The sequence below is a fragment of the Ramlibacter sp. genome, assembly GCF_050250995.1.
Lineage (GTDB): Bacteria > Pseudomonadota > Gammaproteobacteria > Burkholderiales > Burkholderiaceae_C > Ramlibacter.
This window is the reverse complement of record NZ_JBFWNP010000003.1, coordinates 326,483-349,930: the sequence shown is the minus strand read 5'-3', so window position 1 is coordinate 349,930 and position 23,448 is coordinate 326,483. Positions and strand designations below refer to the sequence as shown.

At 69.3% G+C, this 23,448-nt stretch carries 24 protein-coding genes; 4 read left to right on the top strand and 20 right to left on the bottom strand.

The annotated features are described in order from the left end of the window. Positions 1–123 precede the first annotated feature (123 nt). The 11 genes from AB7E83_RS05360 to AB7E83_RS05310 form a co-directional block, all read right to left on the bottom strand. The gene (locus tag AB7E83_RS05360; protein WP_428566136.1) at positions 124–1,644 is read right to left on the bottom strand and encodes a PLP-dependent aminotransferase family protein; all 1,521 of its coding nucleotides are present in this window, start codon (positions 1,642–1,644) and stop codon (positions 124–126) included. A gap of 51 nt (positions 1,645–1,695) precedes the next feature. After that, a complete protein-coding gene (locus AB7E83_RS05355) occupies positions 1,696–2,493 on the bottom strand; it encodes an inositol monophosphatase family protein (RefSeq protein WP_428566133.1) in 798 nt (265 codons plus the stop codon). Positions 2,494–2,504: 11 nt separating this feature from the next. Beyond that, positions 2,505–3,224, bottom strand: coding sequence for an ABC transporter permease (locus AB7E83_RS05350; RefSeq protein ID WP_428566130.1), 720 nt, complete (start codon positions 3,222–3,224; stop codon positions 2,505–2,507). 3 nt (positions 3,225–3,227) lie between these two features. Next, positions 3,228–3,920, bottom strand: a complete 693-nt coding sequence (locus tag AB7E83_RS05345) for an ABC transporter permease (RefSeq protein WP_428566128.1) — start codon at positions 3,918–3,920, stop codon at positions 3,228–3,230. Between the two features lie 32 nt (positions 3,921–3,952). Beyond that, positions 3,953–4,741 carry a transporter substrate-binding domain-containing protein gene (locus AB7E83_RS05340; RefSeq protein ID WP_428566125.1) on the bottom strand — a complete coding sequence of 263 codons (789 nt, stop codon included), beginning with the start codon at positions 4,739–4,741 and terminating at the stop codon, positions 3,953–3,955. A 42-nt stretch (positions 4,742–4,783) separates the two neighbouring features. After that, positions 4,784–5,560 (bottom strand): ABC transporter ATP-binding protein, encoded by a 777-nt coding sequence (locus tag AB7E83_RS05335; protein ID WP_428566123.1) that lies wholly within the window; start codon positions 5,558–5,560, stop codon positions 4,784–4,786. Between the two features lie 10 nt (positions 5,561–5,570). After that, a complete protein-coding gene (locus AB7E83_RS05330; protein ID WP_428566120.1) occupies positions 5,571–6,350 on the bottom strand; it encodes an SDR family oxidoreductase in 780 nt (259 codons plus the stop codon). Positions 6,351–6,362: 12 nt separating this feature from the next. Further along, complete coding sequence (locus tag AB7E83_RS05325; protein WP_428566118.1) at positions 6,363–7,133, bottom strand: 2-keto-4-pentenoate hydratase; 771 nt, start codon at positions 7,131–7,133, stop codon at positions 6,363–6,365. 11 nt (positions 7,134–7,144) lie between these two features. Next, entirely contained in the window at positions 7,145–8,329 is a 1,185-nt protein-coding gene (locus AB7E83_RS05320; protein WP_428566115.1) for a pyridoxal phosphate-dependent aminotransferase, read from the bottom strand. 80 nt (positions 8,330–8,409) lie between these two features. Next, positions 8,410–9,192 carry a GntR family transcriptional regulator gene (locus AB7E83_RS05315; RefSeq protein WP_428566113.1) on the bottom strand — a complete coding sequence of 261 codons (783 nt, stop codon included), beginning with the start codon at positions 9,190–9,192 and terminating at the stop codon, positions 8,410–8,412. A gap of 3 nt (positions 9,193–9,195) precedes the next feature. Next, positions 9,196–11,028: an acyclic terpene utilization AtuA family protein gene (locus AB7E83_RS05310; RefSeq protein ID WP_428566111.1), complete on the bottom strand. Its 1,833-nt coding sequence runs from the start codon at positions 11,026–11,028 to the stop codon at positions 9,196–9,198. Between the two features lie 64 nt (positions 11,029–11,092). Here AB7E83_RS05310 and AB7E83_RS05305 point away from each other — a divergent pair, with 64 nt between their 5' ends. Next, entirely contained in the window at positions 11,093–11,896 is an 804-nt protein-coding gene (locus AB7E83_RS05305; RefSeq protein ID WP_428566108.1) for an enoyl-CoA hydratase-related protein, read from the top strand. Then, entirely contained in the window at positions 11,893–13,155 is a 1,263-nt protein-coding gene (locus AB7E83_RS05300) for a CaiB/BaiF CoA transferase family protein (protein ID WP_428566105.1), read from the top strand. The genes AB7E83_RS05305 and AB7E83_RS05300 overlap by 4 nt, the downstream gene beginning before the upstream one ends. Here AB7E83_RS05300 and AB7E83_RS05295 read toward each other — a convergent pair. The 9 genes from AB7E83_RS05295 to AB7E83_RS05255 form a co-directional block, all read right to left on the bottom strand. Then, positions 13,142–14,098, bottom strand: a complete 957-nt coding sequence (locus tag AB7E83_RS05295) for a Bug family tripartite tricarboxylate transporter substrate binding protein (RefSeq protein ID WP_428566103.1) — start codon at positions 14,096–14,098, stop codon at positions 13,142–13,144. The genes AB7E83_RS05300 and AB7E83_RS05295 overlap by 14 nt on opposite strands. A 22-nt stretch (positions 14,099–14,120) precedes the next feature. Then, positions 14,121–15,092, bottom strand: a complete 972-nt coding sequence (locus AB7E83_RS05290; RefSeq protein ID WP_428566100.1) for a Bug family tripartite tricarboxylate transporter substrate binding protein — start codon at positions 15,090–15,092, stop codon at positions 14,121–14,123. Positions 15,093–15,192: 100 nt separating this feature from the next. After that, positions 15,193–16,083 carry an alpha/beta hydrolase gene (locus AB7E83_RS05285; RefSeq protein WP_428566097.1) on the bottom strand — a complete coding sequence of 297 codons (891 nt, stop codon included), beginning with the start codon at positions 16,081–16,083 and terminating at the stop codon, positions 15,193–15,195. Positions 16,084–16,115: 32 nt separating this feature from the next. Next, entirely contained in the window at positions 16,116–16,874 is a 759-nt protein-coding gene (locus AB7E83_RS05280) for an SDR family NAD(P)-dependent oxidoreductase (protein ID WP_428566094.1), read from the bottom strand. Between the two features lie 37 nt (positions 16,875–16,911). Continuing rightward, complete coding sequence (locus tag AB7E83_RS05275; protein ID WP_428566092.1) at positions 16,912–18,051, bottom strand: ABC transporter substrate-binding protein; 1,140 nt, start codon at positions 18,049–18,051, stop codon at positions 16,912–16,914. After that, positions 18,048–18,788, bottom strand: coding sequence for an ABC transporter ATP-binding protein (locus tag AB7E83_RS05270; RefSeq protein ID WP_428566089.1), 741 nt, complete (start codon positions 18,786–18,788; stop codon positions 18,048–18,050). The genes AB7E83_RS05275 and AB7E83_RS05270 overlap by 4 nt, the downstream gene beginning before the upstream one ends. Then, on the bottom strand, positions 18,782–19,546 hold the full coding sequence (locus tag AB7E83_RS05265; protein WP_428566086.1) for an ABC transporter ATP-binding protein: 765 nt from the start codon (positions 19,544–19,546) through the stop codon (positions 18,782–18,784). The genes AB7E83_RS05270 and AB7E83_RS05265 overlap by 7 nt, the downstream gene beginning before the upstream one ends. Beyond that, positions 19,539–20,414, bottom strand: a complete 876-nt coding sequence (locus AB7E83_RS05260; protein ID WP_428566083.1) for a branched-chain amino acid ABC transporter permease — start codon at positions 20,412–20,414, stop codon at positions 19,539–19,541. Before AB7E83_RS05260 ends, AB7E83_RS05265 begins: the two co-directional genes overlap by 8 nt. Then, positions 20,411–21,304 carry a branched-chain amino acid ABC transporter permease gene (locus AB7E83_RS05255; protein WP_428566080.1) on the bottom strand — a complete coding sequence of 298 codons (894 nt, stop codon included), beginning with the start codon at positions 21,302–21,304 and terminating at the stop codon, positions 20,411–20,413. The genes AB7E83_RS05260 and AB7E83_RS05255 overlap by 4 nt, the downstream gene beginning before the upstream one ends. Positions 21,305–21,468: 164 nt before the next feature. Here AB7E83_RS05255 and AB7E83_RS05250 point away from each other — a divergent pair, with 164 nt between their 5' ends. Both AB7E83_RS05250 and AB7E83_RS05245 read left to right on the top strand, forming a co-directional pair. Next, positions 21,469–22,263, top strand: a complete 795-nt coding sequence (locus AB7E83_RS05250; protein ID WP_428566077.1) for an IclR family transcriptional regulator — start codon at positions 21,469–21,471, stop codon at positions 22,261–22,263. Between the two features lie 52 nt (positions 22,264–22,315). Beyond that, positions 22,316–23,437, top strand: a complete 1,122-nt coding sequence (locus AB7E83_RS05245; RefSeq protein WP_428566075.1) for an NAD(P)H-dependent flavin oxidoreductase — start codon at positions 22,316–22,318, stop codon at positions 23,435–23,437. Positions 23,438–23,448 lie beyond the last annotated feature (11 nt).

Genomic DNA, 23,448 nt, shown 5'->3' with positions numbered 1-23,448 from the left:
CGACGGGGGACATTCGCGGAAGGGGCCGCCCCCGTCCCGGTCCGGGGTGCGCCACCGCATTCAACGCCACAGCTTCAGAATCTGTGGAGAAGGGCGCGGGCTACCCTTCTGCCGCCCACACTCCTAGTCATTTGCCCGCTCGAAACCCCCGCCGCGCACCTGCTGCGCGAATACCCCCAGCGCCCCGCCGATCCGCTCCGCCGCGGTGTTACCGAATCCGAAGACGAAGCCGGTGCGAACGGCTTCGCCCATGCAGTACGCCGAGAGCGCCGGCACGTCGATCGCATGTTCCAGCAACCGCCGGGAGATCGCCGCATCGTCCAGCGGAGTCTTGGCGATCGCAGCGATGTGCAGCCCGGCAGTCGCGTCCGACAGCGAGAACAGATCGCCGCACAGCGTCTGCAGGCAGTGGACGATGAGGTTCGCCCGCTCCCGGTAGCGGCTGCCCATCCTCCGGATGTGCGCGGCAAGTTGCCCGCTCTTCATGAAGTCGGCGACGACGCCCTGCGTCGGCACGGACGCGTGGAATGAGAAGACCTCATGCGCGCGGGTGAAGGCATCCGTCAGGGCCGGCGGCATGACGATGTACGCGAGGCTGAACGCCGGCGAAATGGAACGGTTGAAGTTGCCGATGTAGATCACGCGCCCGCCGCGGTCCAGCGCCGCGAGTGGCGGCAGCGGCCGGCCGCTGAAGTGGAATGCGTTGTTGAAGTCGTACTCGATCACGTACGCATCGTTCTCCTCCGCCCAGCGCAGCAGCGACAGCCGCCGCTCCAGCGGCATGGTGCTGCCCAGCGGGAACTGGTTGGTCGGCGACACCACCACCAGCTTCGCCTTGCCGTAGGCGGCGAACGTCGCGCTGTCCAGGCCCTGAAGGTCGATGGGGACGGGCACCAGCGCCACGCCGCCGCCGGCCAGCGCCGCGACGCGCGTGATGTAGCCGGGGTCCTCCACCAGCGCACGGTCGCCGGGGTCGGCGAGCACGTGGCCCGCGAGCATGAAGCCCTGCGTCGTGCCGCTGACCACCATCACCTGCGCGGCGTGGCAGGTCACGCCGTGCGCCTCCCCGAGATACCCGGCGATCTGGGCGCGCAATTCCGGCAGGCCGAGCAGCCCGCCGTACCCGAGGTCCGCGGCCGGCTCCGACCGCCAGTACTGCGCCGCGACCCGGGCGAATTGCTCGAAGGGCAACTGGTCGAGCGCCGGGACCGTCGGACTCAGGTCGAACCCCCCGTTGCGTTCGGAGGGCAGGCGCAAGTCCAGCAGGGAACGCGCGCGCCGCGACAGACCCTGCGTCGCGACGCAGGCGTGCGTCGCGGCGGGCGCATCCGGTCCGTCGTCCACGGGCGCCCTGCGCGGATGCCGATCCTCCGGCACGACGGCGGCCACGAACGTCCCCGCGCCGACGCGGCCGGTGACGTAGCCTTCGGCCAGCAGGCGTTCGTAGACGAGGATCACGGTGTTGCGCGAGACCTGCAATTCCTGCGCGAGCTGCCGGCTCGGCGGCAGGCGCGCGCCCTTGGCCAGCCGGCCTTCGACGATGGCCGCGCGCAGCTGGTCGAACACCTGGCCGTGCAGCGGGGTGTCGCACTGCCGGTCGAGGGTCAGCGCGCTCCAGGTCGGATAGTTGAACGTCCGCGCCATTGAAGGAGGGGCCGCGACGGCGCCGGGCGGCGCCCGGTCGGGTGAATGATTCTAGGCTGCGGCCAGGATGCGCAGCGCCTCGGCATGCCGCTCGGGGTTGCCGGCCGCAACCAGCCGGTTGCCCGAGTGGATCGTGAGCGGGCGTCCCTCCCAGTCGGTGATGACGCCGCCCGCGCCCTCGATCACGGGGACGAGCGCGCAATAGTCCACCTCGCGGTGGCGGCCGCAGTCGATGGCGATGTCGATGGAGCCGCTGGCGACGCAGCCGTAGGCGTAGCAGCTCGAGCCATAGACGCACCACTTGGTGGAGGTCCGCAGGACCTCGAAGGCCGCGCGCTCGCCGGGGCCGAACGGCTCCGGATTGCTGCAGGAGAGCAGGGCATCGGCGAGCGCGCCGCACTGGCGCGCGCGGATCGGCTTGCCGTTGAAGGTGGAGGCGCGTCCCTGCGCGCCGACCCAGCGGTCGTTCGTCACCGGGTGATCGATGATGCCCAGGATCGGCGTGCCCCGGCGGGCCAGCGCGATCAGCGTGCCGTAGATGGGGATGCCGGTGATGAACGCCTTGGTGCCGTCGATGGGGTCGAGCACCCACACGTACTCCGCGTCGAGGTCCTTGCCGTCGAACTCCTCGCCCAGGATGCCGTGCCCGGGGTAGCGGTGGCGGATCAGCGTGCGCAGCGTTTCCTCGATGTGCTTGTCGATGTCGGTGACGGGGCTGTCGTCCTCTTTCGTGGCGAAGCCGCGGCGCGTGTGCAGGTTCTCGCGCAGGATCGCGCCGCTCGCGTTGGCGAGGCCTTCGGCGAAGGCGAGGGCTTCGTCGAGGAAGCCGGGGTCGGGACAGGATGGCATGGCGGGTGGTTCTAGTCGGGGCCGATCGGGCGGAGCGCGGGCGCGGGCACGGCGCCCATGTGGCGCGACATGCGCCGCTCCAGCAGCCGAACGAGGTGGTTGGCGGCGAAGGCGAACACGAGGTAGATCGCGCCCGCCACGAGGAAGATCTCGTACGGCGCGAACGTGCGCGACACGAGCGTGTTCGCCACGCCCGTGAGTTCCGCGAGCGTGATCGTGCTGGCGAGCGACGTGCGCTTCACGCTCTTGATCAGCTCGTTGCCGTACGAGGGCAGGGCGAGCAGCACCGCGCGCGGCAGGATGACGCTCAGGTAGAGGCTGCGGAACGTGAAACCGAAGGCCTGGGCCGCCTCGACCTCGCCGCGCGGCACGGCCTCGATGGCGCCGCGCAGGATGTGCACCAGGTAGGCCGCGGTATTGAGCGTCAGCGTGATGAGCGCGCACCAGTAGGGCTTGCGCAGGTACGGCCATGCCCAGCTCTCGCGCACGGCCTCGATCTGCGCGAGGCCGTAGTACACGATGAAGATCTGCACGAGCAGCGGCGTGCCGCGGAACACCTGCGAGAACGCCTCGATGGGCCAGCGCAGCCAGCGCTGCGGCTGCACGCGCGCGATGGCCAGCGGCACCGCCACGAGGGTGGCGGCGAGGACCGAGATCGCGAAGAGCTCCGCCGTGAGCAGCGTGCCCTGCCAGAGCAGGGGCAGGCTGTCGAGCATGAGTTGCCAGTCCATGCGTCAGGCCCTCCGTTCGCTGCGCGCCGCGCGCTGTTCGAGGGCGTGCAGCACCACCGAGCTGAGCAGCGTGAGCACGAGGTAGACCGCGCCCGCGGTGCAGTAGAAGAAGAGCGCGCGGCGCGTGTCGCTCGTGGCGAGCTCCGATGCCTTCATGAGCTCGCTCAGGCCGACGATGGAGATCAGCGACGTGTCCTTCAGCGTTGAGATCCAGATGTTGCCCAGCCCCGGCAGCGCGAAGCGCATCATCTGCGGCAACTTGACGGCGGCGAACACCTGCGCGCGGCTCATGCCGAAGGCGACGGCGGCTTCGACCTGCCCCTTCGGAATCGCGAGCAGCGCGCCGCGGTAGACCTCCGCCGCATAGCCGCCGAAGATCAGCGACAGCGCGAACACGCCGGCGGCATAGGGCGGCACCGACACCGTGCCGGCCCCGGGCATCGCGAGCGAGACCAGCTTCGTGAGCGCGACGGTGCTGCCGAAGTACACGAGCAGGATCAGCAGCAGCTGCGGCAGCCCGCGGATGGCAGTGATGTAGGCATCGGCGACGATGCGCACGGCGCGCAGCGGCGAAAGGCTCGCCGCCGCGCCGATCAGGCCGACGATGTTCCCGAACACGGCCGACACCAGCGCGACTTCCACCGTCATCCACGCGCCCCGCGCGATGGTGGGGCCCCAGCCTGCGAACGGATCCATGGTCTACCTCGGTCGGTGCGGCAGCCGCGCCATCACTTCCAGACGGCCGGCAGGACGCTGAAGCTCCAGTACCTCTGGTTGATCGACTTGTAGGTGCCGTCGGCGAACATGCCCTTGAGCGCCGAATTGACCTCGCCCAGCAGCGCCTGGTCTTCCTTGCGCACGCCGACGCCGACGCCATCGCCGAAATACTTGCGTGACTCCAGTTCGGGGCCGACGAATTCGAAATTCCGGCCCTCGGGCTTGCTCAGGAAATCCATCTCCACCTTCACCGGGCCCACGAGCGCGACGTCGATGCGCTGCGCAACGAGGTCGAGCAGCAGGTTCTCGGCGGAGTCGTAGCGGTTGATCTCCACCCCCGGGAATTCGCCCGCCAGGTAGCTGTCGTTCGTGGTGGCGCGCTGCACGCCGACCACCTTGCCTTTCAGTGCCGCGGGGTTGGGCGTGCCGTCGGGCTTGAAGGGCTGCACGCCGCCGCCCTTGCGGCCGACGAAGCGCGCCGTGGAGGCGCGGTACGGCACCGAGAAGTCGATGCTCTTGCGGCGCGTCTCGGTGATCGACAGGCTGGAGGCGATCACGTCGATCTTCTTCGACAGCAGCGCCGGGATGAGGCCGTCGAAGGCCATGCAGACGAAGGCGACGTCGGTCTTCATGCGCTTGCCCAGCTCGCGCGCGATGTCGACTTCGAAGCCCTTCAGCGTGCCCGACGGGTCCTTGAAGTTGTAGGGCGGGTAGGTGCATTGCACCCCCACTTTCACTTCGCGCGCGGCGGCGGTGAGCGAGCTCAGGGCCAGCAGGGCAATCAGCAGCGTTTTCTTCATGGTTCGGTCTCCTGGGTGGATGGTGGTTCTGGGCCGCGTGGGCTACAGGACGCTTTCGATGAACTTGCGGCAGCGTTCGGACTGCGGATCGGCGAACAGGCGCGAGGGCGCGCCCTGCTCGTCGATCCGGCCCTGGTGCAGGAACAGCACTTCGCTCGACACCTCGCGCGCGAATGCCATTTCGTGGGTGACGAGCACCATGGTGCGGCCCTCCTCGGCGAGCAGGCGGATCACCTTGAGCACTTCGCCCACCAGCTCGGGGTCGAGGGCGGAGGTCGGCTCGTCGAACAGAAGCAGCTTCGGCTCCATGGCGAGCGCGCGCGCGATCGCGCAGCGCTGCTGCTGGCCGCCGGAAATCTGCGCCGGGTAGTAGTGCATGCGGTCGTGCAGGCCCACCTTCGCCAGCAGCGCCTGGCCGCGCTCGACGGCCTCGGCCCGGCCGACGCCCAGCACCTTCATGGGCGGGGTGATGACGTTGTCCAGCACGGTCATGTGGCTCCAGAGGTTGAAGCTCTGGAACACCATGCCCACGCCGGCGCGCATCCGCATCACCTGCTTCTGGCTGGCGGGCACGCGGCGCCCCGCTCCGGCGTCCTTCATCGCGATCGCCTCGCCGTCGATGGCGATCGTCCCTGCGTCGGGCACCTCGAGCAGGTTCAGGCAGCGCAGGAACGTGCTCTTGCCCGAACCGCTCGCGCCGATCAGCGTCACCACGTCGTGCTCGCGCGCCCGCAGGCCGACGCCGCGCAACACCTCGACCGCGCCGAAGCTCTTGCGGATGCCGTCGGCCGCGACGATCTCCCGGGTTCCGTTCGCCATGCTCGCGTCCTCAGAAGGTGCCGGGGAACGCGCCGCCGTCGAGCAGCACGTTCTGCGCATTCAGGTAGCCCGCATGCGCGCTGCAGAGGAAGGCGCAGGTGCGGCCGAATTCCATCGGGTCGCCGAAGCGCCCGGCCGGGTTGCGTGCGGTCCATTGCGCGACCACGTCCTCGTACGTGCAGCCGCGCATCGCGGCTTCCGCACGCAGCGTCGCCGCCAGGCGGTCGGTGGCGAACGGGCCGGGCAGCAGGTTGTTGATCGTCACGTTGCGCCGCGCGGTGGTGCGCGCCACGCCCGCGACGAAGCCGGTCAGGCCGCTGCGCGCGCCGTTCGACAGGCCCAGGATGTCGATGGGCGCCTTCACGGCCGACGACGTGACGTTGACGATGCGCCCGAAGCCGCGTTCCATCATGCCGTCGACGGTCGCGCGGATCATCTCGATGGGCGCGAGCATGTTCGCGTCGAGCGCCGCGAGCCAGTCGTCGCGCCGCCAGTCGCGAAAGTCCCCGGGCTTCGGTCCGCCCGCGTTGTTGACGAGGATGTCCGGTGCGGGGCAGGCGGCGAGCACGCGCCTGCGGCCTTCCTCGGTCGAAATGTCGGCCGCGACCTTGCGAACGCTGGCGCCGGTCTCGGCGGCGATGGAGGCCGCCGCGTCGTCCAGCGCCTGCGCGCCGCGCGCGACCAGCGTCACCGCCACGCCTTCCTGCGCCAGCGCGTACGCGCATGCGTAGCCGAGGCCCTTGCTCGAAGCGCAGACGAGCGCCGTTCGTCCCTGGAGTCCGAGGTCCATGTGCGCGTCCTCTCAGTCGAAGTCGACGGCGACCGCACCGAACGGTGCGAAGGTGGAGCGCACCGACATGCCGGGGCGCGCCGAGTACTGGCGCGTGAAGGAGCCGGCCATGACGCGCATGCCGGCCTCCAGCGCGAGGTCGTATTCCGCGAGCTTGTTGGCGAGCCACGCGATCGAGAGCATCCCGCCGCCGCCCATCACGGCGGCGCCGCTCGCCTCCTCGACGAGTTCGCCGTCGATCTCGACCCGGACACTCGCCTGCGCCAGGTCGCGGTTGGCGGACGTGAGCAGGATCTCTTCGCCGGTGACGAACGCCTTCTGTTGCGCGTTGTCGGCCATGGCGAGCGCGAGGTTGCCGGCAAAGGGGCCGCGCACTTCGACGATCTCGAGCGCCGGCGCCGCGTGCGTCACGGCGCCTTGCGCATCGGCCAGCGTCACGCCGGGGCCGCGCAGGGTCTTGCCCAGGGTCAGGCACAGCTCGTTCTCGAAGCCCGGCGCGATCAGCGAGTCGAATGCGTAGCGGCGTCCGCTTGGGTGGCGGCCGCTTTCCAGCAGGTAGCCGAAGCACGGCTCATGCACCTGCTGCTGCACGCGCATCGACTCCGCGGTGAGGCCGACCTTCCAGCCGGCCTGGCGCTCGCCCGCGGCGATGCGGCGGCGCAGCAGGGCGAGCTGCACGGCGTAGGCCTGGTCGAGGGCGAAGCGGCCCGCCCATTCGGCCGGCATGTGCCGGCCTTCCTGCAGGGCCTGCCAGAGCGCGTCGGCGATCGATTCGGTGTCCATTTGCGGGGTCCTCAGTGCGCCCGCGGGCGCGTTTCGATGTGGCGCACGAGCCGGCGCACGCCCTCGTCGAGGCGCGCCGTGCTGCTCGCGTAGCACCAGCGCAGGTAGCCTTCGCCATCGGGGCCGAACGCGATGCCGGGCGCGAGACCGAGGCCGCTTTCCTCGACGAGCGCCCGGCAGTAGGCGAGGCTGTCCGCGAGGCCGCGCAGGCGAAAGAAGGTGTACATCGCGCCGGGGGAGGGCTCGGCCAGCTCCACGCCGGGGACCGTGGCGAGCCGCGCCTGCAGGTGGTCGCGCGACACGCGCAGGTGACCCACGGTGCGATCGATCGTCTCCTCGCCGCGCTGCAGCGCGGCGATGCCCGCCGCCTGGATGAAGGGCGGCGCGCAGGTGGTGCTGTATTCGATGAGCTTGCCGATCTCGGGCAGCAGGGCGGGCGGCACCACGATCCAGCCGAGGCGCCAGCCCGTCATCAGCCAGGCCTTCGAGAAGGAGTTGCAGCTGATCACGCGATCGTCCGGCGCCGCGATGTCGAGGAAGGACGGCGCGCACGCGCCGTCGTAATGAATGCGCTGGTAGACGTCGTCGCTGACGATCCAGATGCCCCGCTCGCGGCAGTGCGCGAGGATCTCGCGCTGCTGCGCGCGGGAGAGCGTCCAGCCGGTGGGGTTGTTGGGTGCGTTCAGCAGCAGCACGCGCGTGGCCGGCGTCAACGCGTCGAGTAGCCGCTGCAAGTCGAGCTGCCAGCCGCCCGGTGCGAAGGCGAGGGGCACGGTGACGACGCTCGCGCCCAGCACCTTCGGCATCTCCACGAGATTGGGCCAGAGCGGCGTCACGGCGACGACGCGGTCACCGGGGCCGACGAGGGCCTGTACCGCATGCATGAGCGCGGCGGTGCCGGAGCTGGTGACGGCCACGGAGTCGATGGTCATCGCGCCGTGCAGTTTCGCGAGATAGGCGACGATGGCCTCGCGCAGCGCCGGCACGCCCAGCGTCTGTGCGTAGAAGGTCTGGCGGGCGTCGAGCGCGGCGGACGCGGCGCGGCGCACATGTTCCGGTGTCGGCTCGTCCGGCTCACCGAACCAGAAGGGCAGCACGTCCGGGCGGCCGAGCGCGGCATTCGCGACCTCCCGGATCTTCGAGGATCGGAGGGCTGCCACTTCGGGGCGGGCGCTTGTGACGAAGGCGGTGTTCATCTCCGCCGGAGTATTTGCCGGCGGCGGATCGCTCACAAGAACCAATATCGGCGTGGGGGCGGGGCCAATTCTTTAAGGGCTTACCCGCGCTTCTCGCCAAGCAAATACTCCGTCATGTCCCGCTCCAGCCCGAAACGGTCCCCGCGGTAATTGCTCACGCCGTAGTACACCACCCGCCCGTTCACATCGCAGAACACGCGCTCCGCACGTGCGACCGGCGCCGCCATGGGATAGTCGAGCGCCTGCGACACATCGAAGTCGGCGGGCAGCACGGTCAGACGCTCGCGCCCGGACGCGAGTTTCGGGTTCGCGTACTTCACCGTGAGCTGCGCGAGCTTGGCGGTGTTTTCCGCGCCCTTCGGAAAGCGCTTGTAGACGTCTTCGGCGATATACACCGACGACAGGCAATACGCCTGTGCATCGTCGTGATCGATCTTTACGAAATGAAGATACGCCCCCGCGTCGGTCCCGACCGGCCAGCGCTTGGCGGGCAGGCCGGTCACGCGCGTGCGCGAGACGATGCGGATCGTGTAGTTCGGCACGCGCTGGTCGAGCGCGGCGATGGACGAGAAGAGGGGCTTGGCGTCGCCTTCGCCCGCGGCATACGTGACGTAGGTGCGCCGGCCGCGCTGGCTCGCGACCAGGCCTTCCTCCGCGAGGATCTGCAAGGCCTGGCGCACCGTGATGCGGCCCAGCCCGTAACTCGCGCACAGCTCGTCGATGCTCGGGATGTCCTCGCCGTACGCCCATTCGCCGGACAGCACGCGGCTGCGCAGCACGCTCGCGAGCTGCGCGTAGAGCGCCGTCGCACCGCTCACGAAATGCGGCTGCGGCGTGGAAGCGAGTTTCGGACGCGCGCCCATCGATTACTTCCGCGGCGGCCCGGCGCTGATGTCGGACTGCCACGCGGCCGGAATCTCGACCTTCGTGGCCAGCAGCACCTGGCCCAGGCTCTTGCCCAGCGGATCGTTGCGCAGGGACCCCGCGCCGCCGCCGCCGAGCGCCTGCTCCATGACGTAGTTGAAGGCATGCACGCCGGGCACGTCGTAGCGCGTGACCTTGCCCTTCACGAGATGGCGGAAGTGCGCCTTCACGACGTCCGTCGGCAATTGCTGCGCGATCACCGGCACGAACTTCGGATCGCGGGCGATGATCGCGATGTTGGAGATGTCGCCCTTGTCGCCGCTGCGCGCGACCGCGATGGCCGACAGCGGCACCGTGATGCGCTCACCGGCGGGCAGGGCGGCCGTGGCGGCAGCGCCGTAGCGCTGGCCGTCGCCGATGGACTGCGCGATGGGCACGCCGCGCGGAATCTCCACGGGCTTCGATTCGCCATCGATCGTCACGGACACCGGCACCTTGTCTTTCGGCCAGGCGAAGGAGAAGAGGCGGAACACCGGGCCGGCCTTCGGCCGCCCGCTGAACCCCGTCGTGCCGGCGGCGGAGGACACGCCGAAGGGCGCGACCTCCTTGGCCGCGATGTCGAGCGCGGCCGCGTTCGTGTGGCGCAGGGCGATGCGCAGCACGACTTCGCGCGAGCCCGTGCCGCCGGACTGGTGTGCGCCGTACGACGGCGTCTCGCTGCCCAGCACTTCGACGTGCGTCTCGCTGTAGTCGGCGAATCCCGCTTCGGCCATCATGCGGCGCGTGCGGGACAGCAGGGCCTCGGCCACGCGGTCGGCGCGGGGCGCGGCGTCGTCGCCGACGATGGTGAGCGTGGTGGACAACCGGAAGCCGTCCGACCACGTGGAGCTGACCTTGTACGTGTCCGTCGGAGGACGTCCCCGCGCGCCTTCGACGCGCACGCGGTTCTCGCCGACCTGCGTCATTCGCACCGCGCTCAGGTCGCAGGTCACGTCGGGCAGCAGGTAGTTGGCGGGGTCGCCCACCTCGTACAGCATCTGCTCCGTCACGACCTCGGGCGCGATGAGCCCGCCCGTGCCGGCCGGCTTCTCCAGGACGAAGCTGCCGTCGGCCGAGCACTCGGCGACGGGGAAACCCATGTTGTCCCAGCCGGGCACGCGCCACCAGTCGGTGAACAGGCCGCCCGTGGTCTGCGTGGTGCATTCGAGGATGTGGCCGACCAGGCTGCCGGCCGCGAGGCGGTCGTACTCGTCGGGCTTCCAGCCGAAACGGTGGACCAGCGCGGCAAGCGACAGCGCACTGTCGACGCAGCGGCCGGTGATGACCACGTCCGCGCCGCGCGCGAGCGCCGCCGCGATGGGCATCGCGCCCAGGTACGCGTTCATGCTCGTCATGTTCTGCGGCAGGGGCTGGCCGCTGAACATTTCCTTCACGCCCGCCGCGGCGATCTGCTCGCGCACGGGCATGAGGTCGTCGCCCTCGACGACCGCGATGCGAAGCGATACGCCGGCCGCGTCGCACGCCTTGCGCAGCGCGCGCGCGCACGCCTGCGGATTCATCGCGCCGGCATTGCTCAGGAGCTTGATGCCCTTGCTCGCGATCTCGCCCAGAACCGGCGTGACGGCGGTGACGAAATCGGACGCGAAGCCCGCCTCGGGGTCGCGGCTGCGCGCCTTGTGCAGCAGCGACATCGTGAGTTCGGCCAGGTAGTCGAACACGAGCACGTCGCAGTCGCCGCCCTTCACGAGCTGCGTGACGCCGGCGTTGGTGTCGCCCCAGAATGCGCAGGCGCCGCCGATGCGCAGCGTGTCTTTGGATTTCGCGGATGTAGCCATGGAGCCGATGATATCATCGTGTCCTATTTATAGGCTTTCTTTTGCGCTTTCATAGGAGCGACCCGTGCCCGAAGTCCAGACCGCAACCCTCGCCGACGGCGACCTGCTGCAGGAGCGCAACGGCGCCGTCCTGCGTCTCACGATGAACCGCCCGCAGCGCCGCAACGCGCTGACCGACGCCGTCATCACCGGCCTGCGCGACGCCATCGCCGCCGCCAATGCCGACGAGAGCCTGCGCGCGATCGTCATCACCGGCGCGGGCGACAAGGCCTTCTGCGCCGGCGCCGACCTCACGCCGGGCGACACGCCCTTCAAGCCCAACGCGACGCGCCTGCACAGCCCCATCGGCGACCTCGCGCGGGCCGTGCATCAGTGCCGCATCCCCATCGTCGGCCGCATCAACGGCATCTGCGTCGCGGGCGGCATGGGCATCTTCGGCCTGTGCGACCTGGCCATCGCCGTCGACACCGCGAAGTTCGGCATGCCCGAGATCAAGATCGGCATCTTCCCGATGCAGATCCTCACGATCCTGCGCGACCTGATCCCGCCGCGCCACATGAACGAGATGTGCATGACGGGCAAGCCCATCGACGCGCAGGCCGCGCATGCCATCGGCCTGCTGAACAAGGTCGTGCCCGCCGCCGAACTCGACGCGGCGGTCGATGCGCTGGTGGCCGACCTCGTGGCCGTGTCGCCCGTCGCCATGCGCCGCGGCAAGTATTCGATGCGCGCGGTGGAGTCGATGTCCTTCCACGAGATGATGGCGTTCACCGAAACCTCGCTCACGCCGATGATCCTCACGGAGGACGCACGCGAAGGCCTCGCCTCCTTCAACGAGAAGCGTCCGCCGAACTGGCCCGGCAAATGAGCGGCGCTTCCTCGCAGCCGTCGCAGCCTTCGCAGCCCGCGCGCACCGGCCCTCTGGCCGGCGTGCGCATCGTCGACATCACGGCGGTGCTGATGGGACCGTCGGCCACGCAGTTCCTCGCGGACCTCGGCGCCGATGTCGTCAAGATCGAGCCGCCCGCCGGCGACTCCACGCGCAAGATCGGCCCGATGGGCGACGAGAAGATGGGTCCCATCTTCCTGGGCCTGAACCGTAACAAGCGTAGCCTGGTGCTCGACCTGAAGAAGGCCGAGGCGCGCGAGATCGTGTTCAAGCTCGCGAAGGACGCCGACGTGCTCACGTACAACGTGCGCCCCGCAGCGATGGCGCGCCTCGGGCTCACCTACGAGGCGCTGGCCGAGATCAGTCCGCGGCTCGTCTACGTCGGCATGTTCGGCTTCTCGCAGCGCGGCCGCTATGCGCCCTCGGCCGCGTTCGACGACCTGATCCAGGCCGCGACCGCGATCCCGAGCGCGATGGCCGCCAGCGTCGACGACACGCCGCGCTTCGTGCCGCTGAACATGATGGACCGCTCGGTGGGCCTCTACGCCTTCGGCGTGATCGCCTCCGCGCTGTTCGCTCGCGAGCGCACCGGGAAAGGCCAGCGCGTCGATGTGCCGATGTTCGAGACGATGGTGCCCTATGTGCTGGGCGACCACCTCTACGGCCACAAGTATTCGCCGCCGCAGGGCGAGTTCGGCTATCCCCGCATCCTCTCGAAGCTGCGCAAGCCGTTCCGCACGAAAGATGCCCACGTATGCTGCGTGATCTACCAGGACCACCACTGGAAGGCGTTCCTGGAGATCCTGGGCATGGGCGAGATGTACACGAACGATCCGCGGATCAGGAACATCACCACGCGCACGCAGCATGCGGACGAACTCAATGCGTTCGTCGAGAAGCATCTCGCGACGAAGACGACGGCCGAGTGGCGCGCGCTGCTGAAGGAAGCCGACGTGCCGGTGTTCCCGGTGCATACCTTCGAGTCGCTGCTGGAAGACGGCCACCTCGAGGACATCGGCTTCTTCCGCGAGGAAGAGGTGCCCCACATCGGCAAGGTGGTCGAGACGGCCGTGCCCAGCGAATGGCACGGCACCCCGCCCACTGACTACATGCCGCCGCCGCTGGTGGGGCAGCACAGCGCCGACGTGCTGCGCGAGCTGGGGTATGGCGAGGAGGACTTGAGGCGGCTCGTCGCCGAAGGGGTGACCGCGGTCGCCCCTTCGTTCACTCCGGCTTGATCCCCTGCTGCTTGATGACGGCCGTCCACATGGCGGCGTCATCGCGCACCACCTTGTCCAGCACCTCCGGCTTGCCGGGCGCGGGCGTGGCGCCCAGGCGCAGGATGCGCTCGCGCAGCGCGGGCGTGGTCAGCGCCGTGTTCAGCGCATCGTTGTACTGCTTGATGACCGCGGGCGGCGTCTTCGCCGGCAGCAGCATCGCGTACCAGCCGTCGGTGACGAAAGCCTCGTAACCCGCTTCCTTCGCCGTCGGCGCGTCGGGGAAATTCGGCAGGCGCTGCGCGCTCGTCACGGCGATCACCTTGATCTTGCCCGCCTTCACCTGCGGCTCCGACAGGCCGATGGTGAGCAGCGAGAAGTCGACGTGGCCCGCGATCACGTCGTTCAACGCGCCCGCCGCGCTCTTGTAGTGGACCATGCGGATGTCGACGCCGGTCTGGTGCTTCAGGCGCTCCAGCATCAGGTGCTGCGGCGTGCCCGCGCCCACCGACGCGAACGTCGGCGAGCGGCCCTGCGTCTTCGCGAGCGCGATCATCTCCTTCAGGTTCGAGCCCGGCAGCTTCGGGTTCGCGACCAGCGCATAGGGCGTCGTCGCGATCATGCCGACGGCGCGGAAGTCCTTCACCGGGTCGTAGTTCAGCGTGGGGTTCAGCGCGCCCGCGATCGGGTGGACGTTGAACGTCAGCAGCACCGTGTTGCCGTCGGCCGGCGCGCGCGCCACGAATTCGGCGGCGATGTTGTACGAGCCGCCGGGCTTGCTCTCGACGATGATGGTCTTGCCCATCGGGCCGGCCATCGTCTCGGCGAGCGCGCGGGCGAGGGTGTCGAGCCCGCCGCCCGGCGAGCTGCCGGTGACGAAGCGCGTGACGGGCTGGGCCTGGGCCACGCCGAAGGCGGCAAGGGAAAGCGTGAAGGCGGCCGCAAGGGCCAGCATGCGTTTCATGGTGTGTCTTTCGGGGAGTTGTTCACTCGGGCTGGATGCCCGCATCTTTGATCTTGCCGGCCCAGCCGTCGCGCTGCTCGCGCAGGTAGGCGGGATAGGTCGAGCGCGCCACGGGCGGGATCGGCTTGCCCGTGGGCGCCAGGCGATCCTTCACCGTCTGCTTGTTCATGATCTTCGTCATGGCGTTGGCGAGCCGGTCGGCCACGGGCTCGGGCAGGCCCTTGGGACCCATGATGCCGAGCCAGCTGTAGAGCGTGAAGTTGGGCACGCCGATTTCGGCGAACACCGGCACCTGCGGCAGCTCGCTCACGCGCGCCGGTGCGGCGACAGCCAGCGCGCGGACGCGGCCGCCGCGGATCTGCGGCATGGCCGTCGTGAGGTCGAGGAACATGAAGTCGAACTGGCCGCCGATCAGGTCGGTGATGGCGAGCGGGTTGCTCTTGTACGGCACCGGCGTGACGTTCAGGTTCAGGCGTTTCATCAACGCCGCGCCCGCGATCTGCGTCGTGGCCGAGCCGAAGCCGAAAGTGCCCTTGCCGGCCTTCGCCTGCAGCAGCGCGGTGAGCTCCTTCAGCGATTGCGCGGGCGACTCGGCGCGCACGACCAGCGCGAACTGCGTCTCGACCGTGTTGCCGACCATCGTGAAGTCGGTGACGGGATCGTAGGGCAGGTTCTTGAACAGGCTCGGTGCGGACGAGTGCGTGGAGCTGCCGCCCATCACGAGCGTGTAGCCGTCGGCCGGCGCCTTCGCCACGAGGTCCGCGGCGATGGTGCCATTGGCGCCGGGCTTGTTCTCGACGATGACCGTCTGGCCGAGTTCGCCCTGCAGTTCCTCCGCGATGATGCGCGCGACCACGTCCGTTCCGCTGCCGGGGCCGAAGGGCACGACGATGCGGATCGGCTTGTTGGGATAGCCGGACTGGGCCAGCGCGCCGGAGGCGGCGAGGGCGATGAGGGAGGACGCGAACACGCGTCGCGTCGGGGTGAAGCTCATGAGGTCTCCTGTGCAGGTGTCTGCTTGGCCTAACAAGCATCATACTTTCCCGCACGACCCTCCGGCAAGCGCGCCGGTCAGGCGCTTCAAGCCTTGCGCTTCAGGCCAGGCGCTTGCCGACGTAGGCGCCCATGCGTTCCAGGGCCGCCTGCCCCTCGGGGAACCACGCGGCGAAGTACGGCCAGATGTGGATCATGTCCTGCGCCGTCTCGAATTCGACGTCCACGCCGTGCGAGCGCGCGCGCTCGGCCAGGCGCACCGAGTCGTCGAGCAGGCTTTCCTTCGTGCCGGCGAGGATCAGCAGCGGCGGAACGCGCTCGAACGACGCGAAGATCGGCGACACCAGCGGATGGTCCGGCGCGACGCCCTGCGCGTAGCGGGCGACGCTGCCGCCTGCGCTCTTGCGCTGCACGATGGGGTCGTGCGCCGCGTTCTTCTCCATCGACGCGCCGCTCAGCGTGAGGTCGGCGAAGGGCGAGACGCATACGGCGCAAGCGGGCAGCGGCGCGCCTTCGTCGCGCAGGCGCAGCAGCGCGGAGACGGCGAGCGCCGCGCCCGCGGAGTCGCCGGCGAACACGATGCGCGAGGGCGGCCTTCCCGTGCGGATCAGCTCGCGGTACACCGCCACGACATCGTCGAGCCCCGCAGGGAAGGGATGTTCCGGCGCGAGGCGGTATTCGATGGAGACGGCCGTCGCTTCCGCGGCGCGAGCGAAGCGCGACACCATGTCGCGGTAGTTGTGCGCCGAGCCCATGGTGAAGCCGCCGCCGTGCAGGTACACGATGAGGCGGTCGTCCCTCGACTGGGGCGTGCGCGTCCAGAGCACCGGCACGCCCGCGATCGCGTCCTTGTCGAACCGCACGTCGGCGGCCGGGGGCAGCATCTCGCCCCACTGGTCGACCATCTTGCGGCGGTCTTCCAGCGGCGGAAAGGCGTCGGGCTTCGGCGGCCCGAGCATCGCGAGGAACTTGGCGTATTCGGGGCTCGGCATGCGGGACTCCTTTCGAGTCGAAGTCGTGATCGTCAACCGCCCGCCAGCCGGCCGCCATCGGCCGTGAAGGTGGACCCGTTGACGAAGGATGCGCGGGACGAACTCAACCACGCCACCAGCTCGGCGATCTCGTCGGCGCTGCCATAGCGCTGCATCGGATTGCGCATCGACAGCGCATCGCCGTCGCGCGTGTTGGAGCCGAGCAGCGGCGTCGCGACATGGCCGGGGCATACCGCGTTGACCCGGATGCCGGCCTGTCCATATTCCACCGCCGCGCTCTTGGTCAGCGCGACCACGCCGTGCTTGCTCGCCACGTACGCCGCCGCGTTGGGCAGGCCGATCAGGCCGCCGATGGAGGCGTTGTTGACGATGGAGCCGCCGCGCTTCAGACGCGGCAACTGGTACTTGAGGCAGAGGAACACGCCGGTCAGGTTGACCCCGATCATGCGGTTCCAGTCCTCCAGTTCGATGTCGGCCAGCGGCTTGCCGCGACTGTGCGTCTCGGTCGTGCCGATGCCCGCGTTGTTGAAGTAGCAGTCGACGGGGCCGTACGCGCCATCCGCGCGGTCGAGCATGCGCACCACGTCCGACGCAACGCTGACGTCCGCTTCGACGGCAAGCGCGCGCCCGCCCGCGTTCGCGATCTCGCGCGCCACGGCCTCGGCCGCTTCGACGTTGCGGTCGGCGACGCACACCGACGCGCCTTCGCGCGCGAAGATCAGGCAGGCGGCACGGCCGATGCCCGAGCCGCCGCCCGTGACGAGGGCCTTGCGCCCTTCGAGCAGCATCATCGCGCCGCCCCTCCCCGATCCGTCACCCGCATCGCGCTTACTGCGCCAGCGCGAACTGGCCGTTGCGCACCGTCACCAGCGTCGCGCCGTACATCGGGTTGCGGCCTTCGTCGAAGCTGAAGCGGCCGCTGCCGATCAGCACCGGCACGTTGCGCAGCTTCGCGAGCTCGGCCCGCACCTTCTCGCGGTCCGGGTTCGGGCCGGCGTTCTTGATCGCTTCGACGGCCAGTCGGCCCAGCGTGTAGCCGACCGCGGCCCAGTTGTCCGGGGCGACCTTGAACCGCTCGGTGTAGGTCTTGATGAAGGTCTGGTTGGCGGCGCTCGGATTCTGCGTCACGTAGTCGGCGACGAAGACGCTGCCTTCCACCGCCTTGCCGCCGATCTTCAGGAAGTTCTGCGAGGCCATGACCGGCGGGCCGAGCAGGCGCACGGTCGCGGGCAGGCCGGACTGGCGGAACTGGATCGCGATGTTCGCGATGACTTCGGCCGGCGCGGCCATGAAGATCGCGTCCGCGTTCATCGACGCGGCCTTGGTCGCGAGCGCCATGAAGTTCGATTCACTCGCCTGGATGCCTTCCTCGGCGACGATGGTGCCGCCCTCGGCGCGCACCGCATCGCGCGCGGCGTTCTTGATGGCGGTGTAGCCGTCGCTGCCCTGGTCGAACACGAAGGCGATGCGCTTGATGCCCATCTTGCCGACGGCATGCTTCGCCAGCACGGTCATCGATTCCTTCTGCTGCGGCAGCATCTTGAAGGTCCAGGGGCCGGCGGCGAGGATGTCGTTCGACAGGCCGGCCGCGAACATCGGCACCTTGAGCTCGTTGGCGAGCGCGACCGCGCCCAGCGCCTCGCCGCTCGACGTGGGGCCGAGCACCATCAGCACGCGGTCGCGCCGCGCGAACTGGTTCAGGAGGTTGAGGGACTGCGCCTTGTCGCCGGCGGTGTCGCCTTCGACGATCTTGATGCGCACCGCGCCGAGTTCGCGCTTCGCGTTCGCTTCCTCCAGCGCCATCTTCATCGCGTTCTGGTAGGGCACGCCGCCGAAGGCGTAGGTGCCGGTCAGCGCGTTCATCACGCCGATGGTGACTTCCTGCGCGGCGGCCGGCAGCGCGGCGGCGCTCGCGAGGCACACCGACGCCAATGCGCGGACGATGCCGCGCCGGGTGATCGTTTTCATGTCGAGACTCCTTGGAGGGATGAGGTGGAAGCGCCGCTTGCGCGGCCGAGATAAAGGTCGACGACCGTGGGGTCGGCGGCAAGGTCGGCGGAGGCGCCCGTGCGCACGATGCGGCCGCGTTCGAGCACGGCCGCCTGGCGCGAGGTGCGCAGCGCGAGGCGCGCGTTCTGCTCCACGAGCAGGATGCTCAGGCCGCCGCGATTGAGTTCGACGAGCGCGCGGAACACTTCCTGCACGACGACGGGCGCGAGGCCGAGACTCGGCTCGTCGAGCAGGAGCACGCGCGGGTTGCCCATGAGGGCGCGGCCGATGGCGAGCATCTGCTGCTGGCCGCCCGAGAGCGTGCCGGACAACTGCGCGGCGCGCTCCTTCAGCGTGGGAAAGAGTTCGTGGATGCGCTCGATGGCGCCGGGGCCGCGTGCGCCGGCGGCCTGCTTGCCGAGTTCGAGGTTCTCCGCCACGGTGAGCGGCGCGACGACGCGACGGCCTTCCGGGACCTGGATCAGGCCGGCGCGCGCGCGGGCATGCGCGGGCAGCGACGTGATGTCCTTTCCTTCGAGCAGGATGCGCCCGCTCGATGGCTTCACGAGCCCGCTCAGCGTGTTGAGCAGCGTCGACTTGCCCGCGCCGTTGGAGCCGACGAGCGCGAAGATGTCGCCCGCGCCGACTTCCAGGCTCACGCCGCGCAGCGCCTGGATGCCGTCGTAGGCGACGCTCAGGTCTTCGACTCTCAGCATGCCTCGGCTCCGAGATAGGCATTCACGACGTCCGGGTGGCTGCCGATTTCGGCCGGCGTGCCCTGCGCGATGAGCCGGCCGGAGGCCAGCACGTGGATGTGCTCGCACAGCGACATCACGAAGCGCATGTTGTGTTCGATGAGCAGGATCGCCACGCCCTGCGCCGCCACTTCGCGGAAGATCGCGTCGAGCTCCGAGGCCTCGGTGTCGTTCATGCCGGCCACGGGCTCGTCGAGCAGCAGCACCGAAGGCTGCGCGGCGAGCGCGCGCATCATCTCGATGCGCCGCTGGTGGCCGTACGACACGGTGCCCGCGGGCACCGCGGCGAAAGCGGCCATGCCGAAGCGCTCCAGCATCCCCATGGCCTTGTCGCGCAGGGCCGCCGTTTCGGCGCGCGCCGAGGGCAGGGCGAGGAAGTTCGACAACAGCGACGCGGTCTCGTGACGGTGGAAGCCGGCCATCACGTTCTCGAGCACCGTGCCCTCGGCCATCAGGCGGATGTTCTGGAAGGTCCGGGCCACACCGGCGCGCGCGACCTCGGGCGCTTCGGCCTCGCCGATGTCCACGCCGCCCAGGCGGATGCTGCCCGTCGTGAGCTTGAGGAATCCGGCGATCATGTTGACCACCGTCGTCTTGCCCGCGCCGTTGGGCCCGATCAGGCCCGTGATGCGGCCGGGCGGCACGGTCATGCTGAGGTCGGCCACGGCGGGCAGGCCGCCGAAGTTGCGCGAGACCCCGGAGAGGACGAGTTCAGGCACGCGAGGCCTCCGCGAGTTTCGTGGGGGCCGGCGGCCTGGCGGCGCGGCGGAAGCGCCAGCTATGCGTGACGCCGCGCGGCATGAACATGATGCAGATGCACAGCAGGACGCCCTGCACGACGGTGCGGTAGTCCGCGAACACGCGGAACATCTCGGGCAGCAGGGTGAGAATGGCCGCGCCGATCAGCGGTCCCCACACCGAGCCGGTGCCCCCCAGCACCACCATCGCGAGCACGTTCACGAGCATGTGGAAGCCGAAGAGGCTGGGCTGGATCGTGTAGGAGCTGAGCGCGATGGCGGCGCCCGCCAGCCCGCCGATGCAGCCCGAGAGCAGGAAGGCGATGCGGTGGTACTTCGCGACCTGCACGCCCAGGCTCGCGGCCACGGTCTCGTCCTGCAGGATCACGTTGAACGCGCGGCCGATGCCGTGCGAACAGATCGCATGCAGCAGCAGGATCACCGCGGCGACGAGCACGAGAAGCCAACCGGTGCCGAGCGAGCGCGGGATGCTGTTGATGCCGATCGCGCCATTGGTGAGGGGCGTGGCCGTGAGCGTGAAGGACATCACCACCTGCACGAGCGCGAGCGTGGCGAGCGCCTGGAACACGCCGCGCAGGCGCGACAGCGGCAGCGCGACGATGGCGGAGAGCAGGGTGCCGAGCGCCATGGCGGCGACGACCGCGAGGGCCGGATGCATGCCGGCGTTCTTGACCATCAGCGCCGCCGTGTACGCGCCCACCGCTGCGAACGCGGCCGGCGCGAGCGAGAACACGCCCGCCCGCAGCACGACGAACTGGCTCATGGCGAGCAGGCTGCCGATGAGGATGGCGTCGAGCACCGACGCATAGCTCAGGAGGTAGTCGATCATTGGCGTGCCACCCGCAGTGCGCCGGCGCCGTCGCCGAGCAGGCCCGTGGGGCGCACCACCAGCACGGCGAAGAGGGTCGCGAAGACGATGGCATCGGCGACGCCCGTCGAGACGTAGGCGACGCTCAGCGTCTGCACGATGCCGATCAGCATCGCCGCGACGAGCGTGCCCGAGATGCTGCCGAGGCCGCCGAGGATGATGACGACGAAGGCCCGCAGCAGCAGCGACTCGCCCATCATGAAGTGGACCGAGTTGAAGGCGAGGCCGACGAGCACGCCCGCGATGCCCGCGAGCGCGCCCGACACGAAGAACACCTGGAAATGCACGCCGTTGGGCGCGATGCCGAAGAGCTTGGACGTCTCGCCCGAAAACGCGACCGAGCGCACCTGCAGCCCGAACGAGGTGCGATACAGGTACAGCAGCAGCAGCGCGACGAGCACCAGGCTCGCCAGCACGATGAGCAACTGGAGCAGCTGGATGCGCAGGCCCATGACGGTGAAGATCACCACGGGAAACGTGTCCTGCGGGAAGCGCAGCACCTGCGTGTTGGACGCCTTCTGCGCGATCGACAGCAGGATGAGGTCGATCCCCATCGAGGCGACGATGGTCGTGAACTCCGCGTTGTGCTGCGCGCGCAGGCGGCGGAACACCAGGACGTCCATCAGCACCGACACGAGTCCGCCGACGACCGCGGCCGCGATCAGTGCCAGCGGCAGCGGCGCATCGAAGGCCGTCACGCAGAAGAGACCGGCGAACGCGCCGCAGGTCAGCACCGAGCCGTGCGCCATGTTCATGATGCGGTTCACGCCGAACACGAGCGTGAAGCCGAGCGCGAAGAGCGCGTAGACCGCGCCGACGACGACGCCGTTGAGAAGCTGCTGGGCGAGCATTGTTCGGATATAGGAATTTCTTGATTTGTTTGTTCCGATGAGGATAATGGGCCGATCCGGCGGCTTCGCTCAGGTCAATCCCTTAGCGCGCGCCGCTGGAAATGAGTCCATAGTTCGCGCTAAACCAAGGATGTTCGGATATGGGAACGAATGCGGAAAAAAGAGTGACGACGGTGAAAGACCGGATGGCGGACGATGCCGGCCCCATGTCGCCCGCGCGAACGCTGCGCGTGCTGGAGGTGATCGCGGGCGTGCCCGGCGGGCTGAGCCTCGCGGAGCTCGGCGCGCAGCTCGAGATACCGAAGACGAGCCTGTTCAACCTGTTGCGGCCGCTCGTGGCGCAGAACTACCTCGCGCAGACGGACCGCAAATATCTCGCCGGCCCCGCGCTGTTCCGCCTCGCGCTGGCCACGAGCAAGACCTCGATGTTCGCGAGCCTGCAGCCGCTCATGGCGCGCCTGGCCGGGGACGTGGGCGAGACCGTGTCGCTCAGCGTGCTGCATCCGCACGAGGGCGAACTCGAGTACGTCGAAGTCGTGGAGTCGACGCGCTCCGTGCGCTATGTCGTGCGGCCCGGCGTGCGTCGGCCGCTGTACTGCGTGTCCTCGGGCTTCGTGCTCATGGCGTGGCAGCCGCCGCAGTGGACGCAGGATTACCTGCGCGACGTGGAACTCACGCAATTCACCGCGTCCACGCTCACGGACCGCGCGAGCGTGCTCAAGCGCGTGGAAGAGGTTCGCGAACGCGGCTTCGTCGTGAGCAACGGCGAGTTTTCCGAAGAGGTGTACGGCTTCGCCGCGCCCGTCTTCTCGAGCCCCGGCCATGTCGTCGCATCGCTCGGCATCGGCGCGCCGTCCTCGCGCGCGTTCCAGAAGAAGGAGGCGTACCTCGCGGCGCTCGTCGCGGCCGCGGGGGAGATGTCGGACTTGTTCGGCGGACGTGGGCGCGGGCGCGGATGATGTCCTGGCTTGTTGTACTATCTATAGGCTTTCTTTAGTTCTGGAGCAGGAAATGATCGACAACGCGATGTGCCGCATGTTCGGCATCGACATCCCCGTCTTCGGGTTCTCGCACTGCCGCAACGTCGTGGCGGAGATCACGCGCGCGGGCGGCATGGGCTGCCTCGGCACCGCCTACTACACGCCCGAACAGCTGGAGGTCGAACTCTCCTGGATCGACGAGCAGGTGCAGGGCAAGCCCTATGGCGTGAACATGCTGCTGCCGCAGAAGTACGAGACCGTGGGCGAGCCGCTCGACCCCGCGAAGCTGCCCGAGGGCCACGTGCGGTGGCAGCGGCAGCTGCTCGACGACGCCGGCATCCCGCCGCTGCCGGCCGCCGAGCGCGAGCGCATGCTGCGCGAGGAAATCGAGTCGATGCACATCACGCCCGAGTTCGCGGACGAGATCGTCGAGGTCGCGCTGCGCCACCCGAACGTGAAGATGGTCGTGAGCGCGCTCGGCTCGCCGCCGAAGGACATCCTGAACCGCATCCAGGGCATGGGCATCAAGGTCGGCGCGATCCTCGGCAAGGTGGAGCATGCGCTGAAGCACAAGGCCGCCGGCCTCGACTTCGTCATCGCGCAGGGCACCGAGGCCGCGGGCCACACCGGCCAGGTGAGCTCGATGGTGCTGTGGCCCGAGGTGGTCGATGCGGTCGCGCCGATGCCGGTGCTCGCGGCGGGCGGCGTGGGGCGCGGCCGGCAGATGGCCGCCGCGTTCGCGCTGGGCGCCAAGGGCGTGTGGTGCGGCTCGATCTGGCACGGCACGCGCGAGAGCGACCTGACCGACGAGATGAAGCAACTGCTCTTCAAGGCGAAGTCGGACCAGGCGGTGCAGACGCGCTCCAAGACGGGCAAGCCGGGCCGCATGCTGCGCAGCAAGTACACCGAGGCGTGGGTGCAGCCGGGCGCGCCGGGCACGCTGCCAATGCCGTGGCAGAGCGTGCTGAACGCCGAGGCGCGGCTTCGCATCGACCGGGCGCGCGCGCTGGACTACATGACCTGCCCGGTGGGCCAGATCGTCGGCATCATCGACAACGAGAGTTCGGTGCGCCAGCGCATCCAGGACATGCTGGAGGAGTTCGTCGACACGGTGGGCGGGCTGCCGGCCGCGGCGGGTCTCGCCGAGGTGTGATCGGCGCGCAA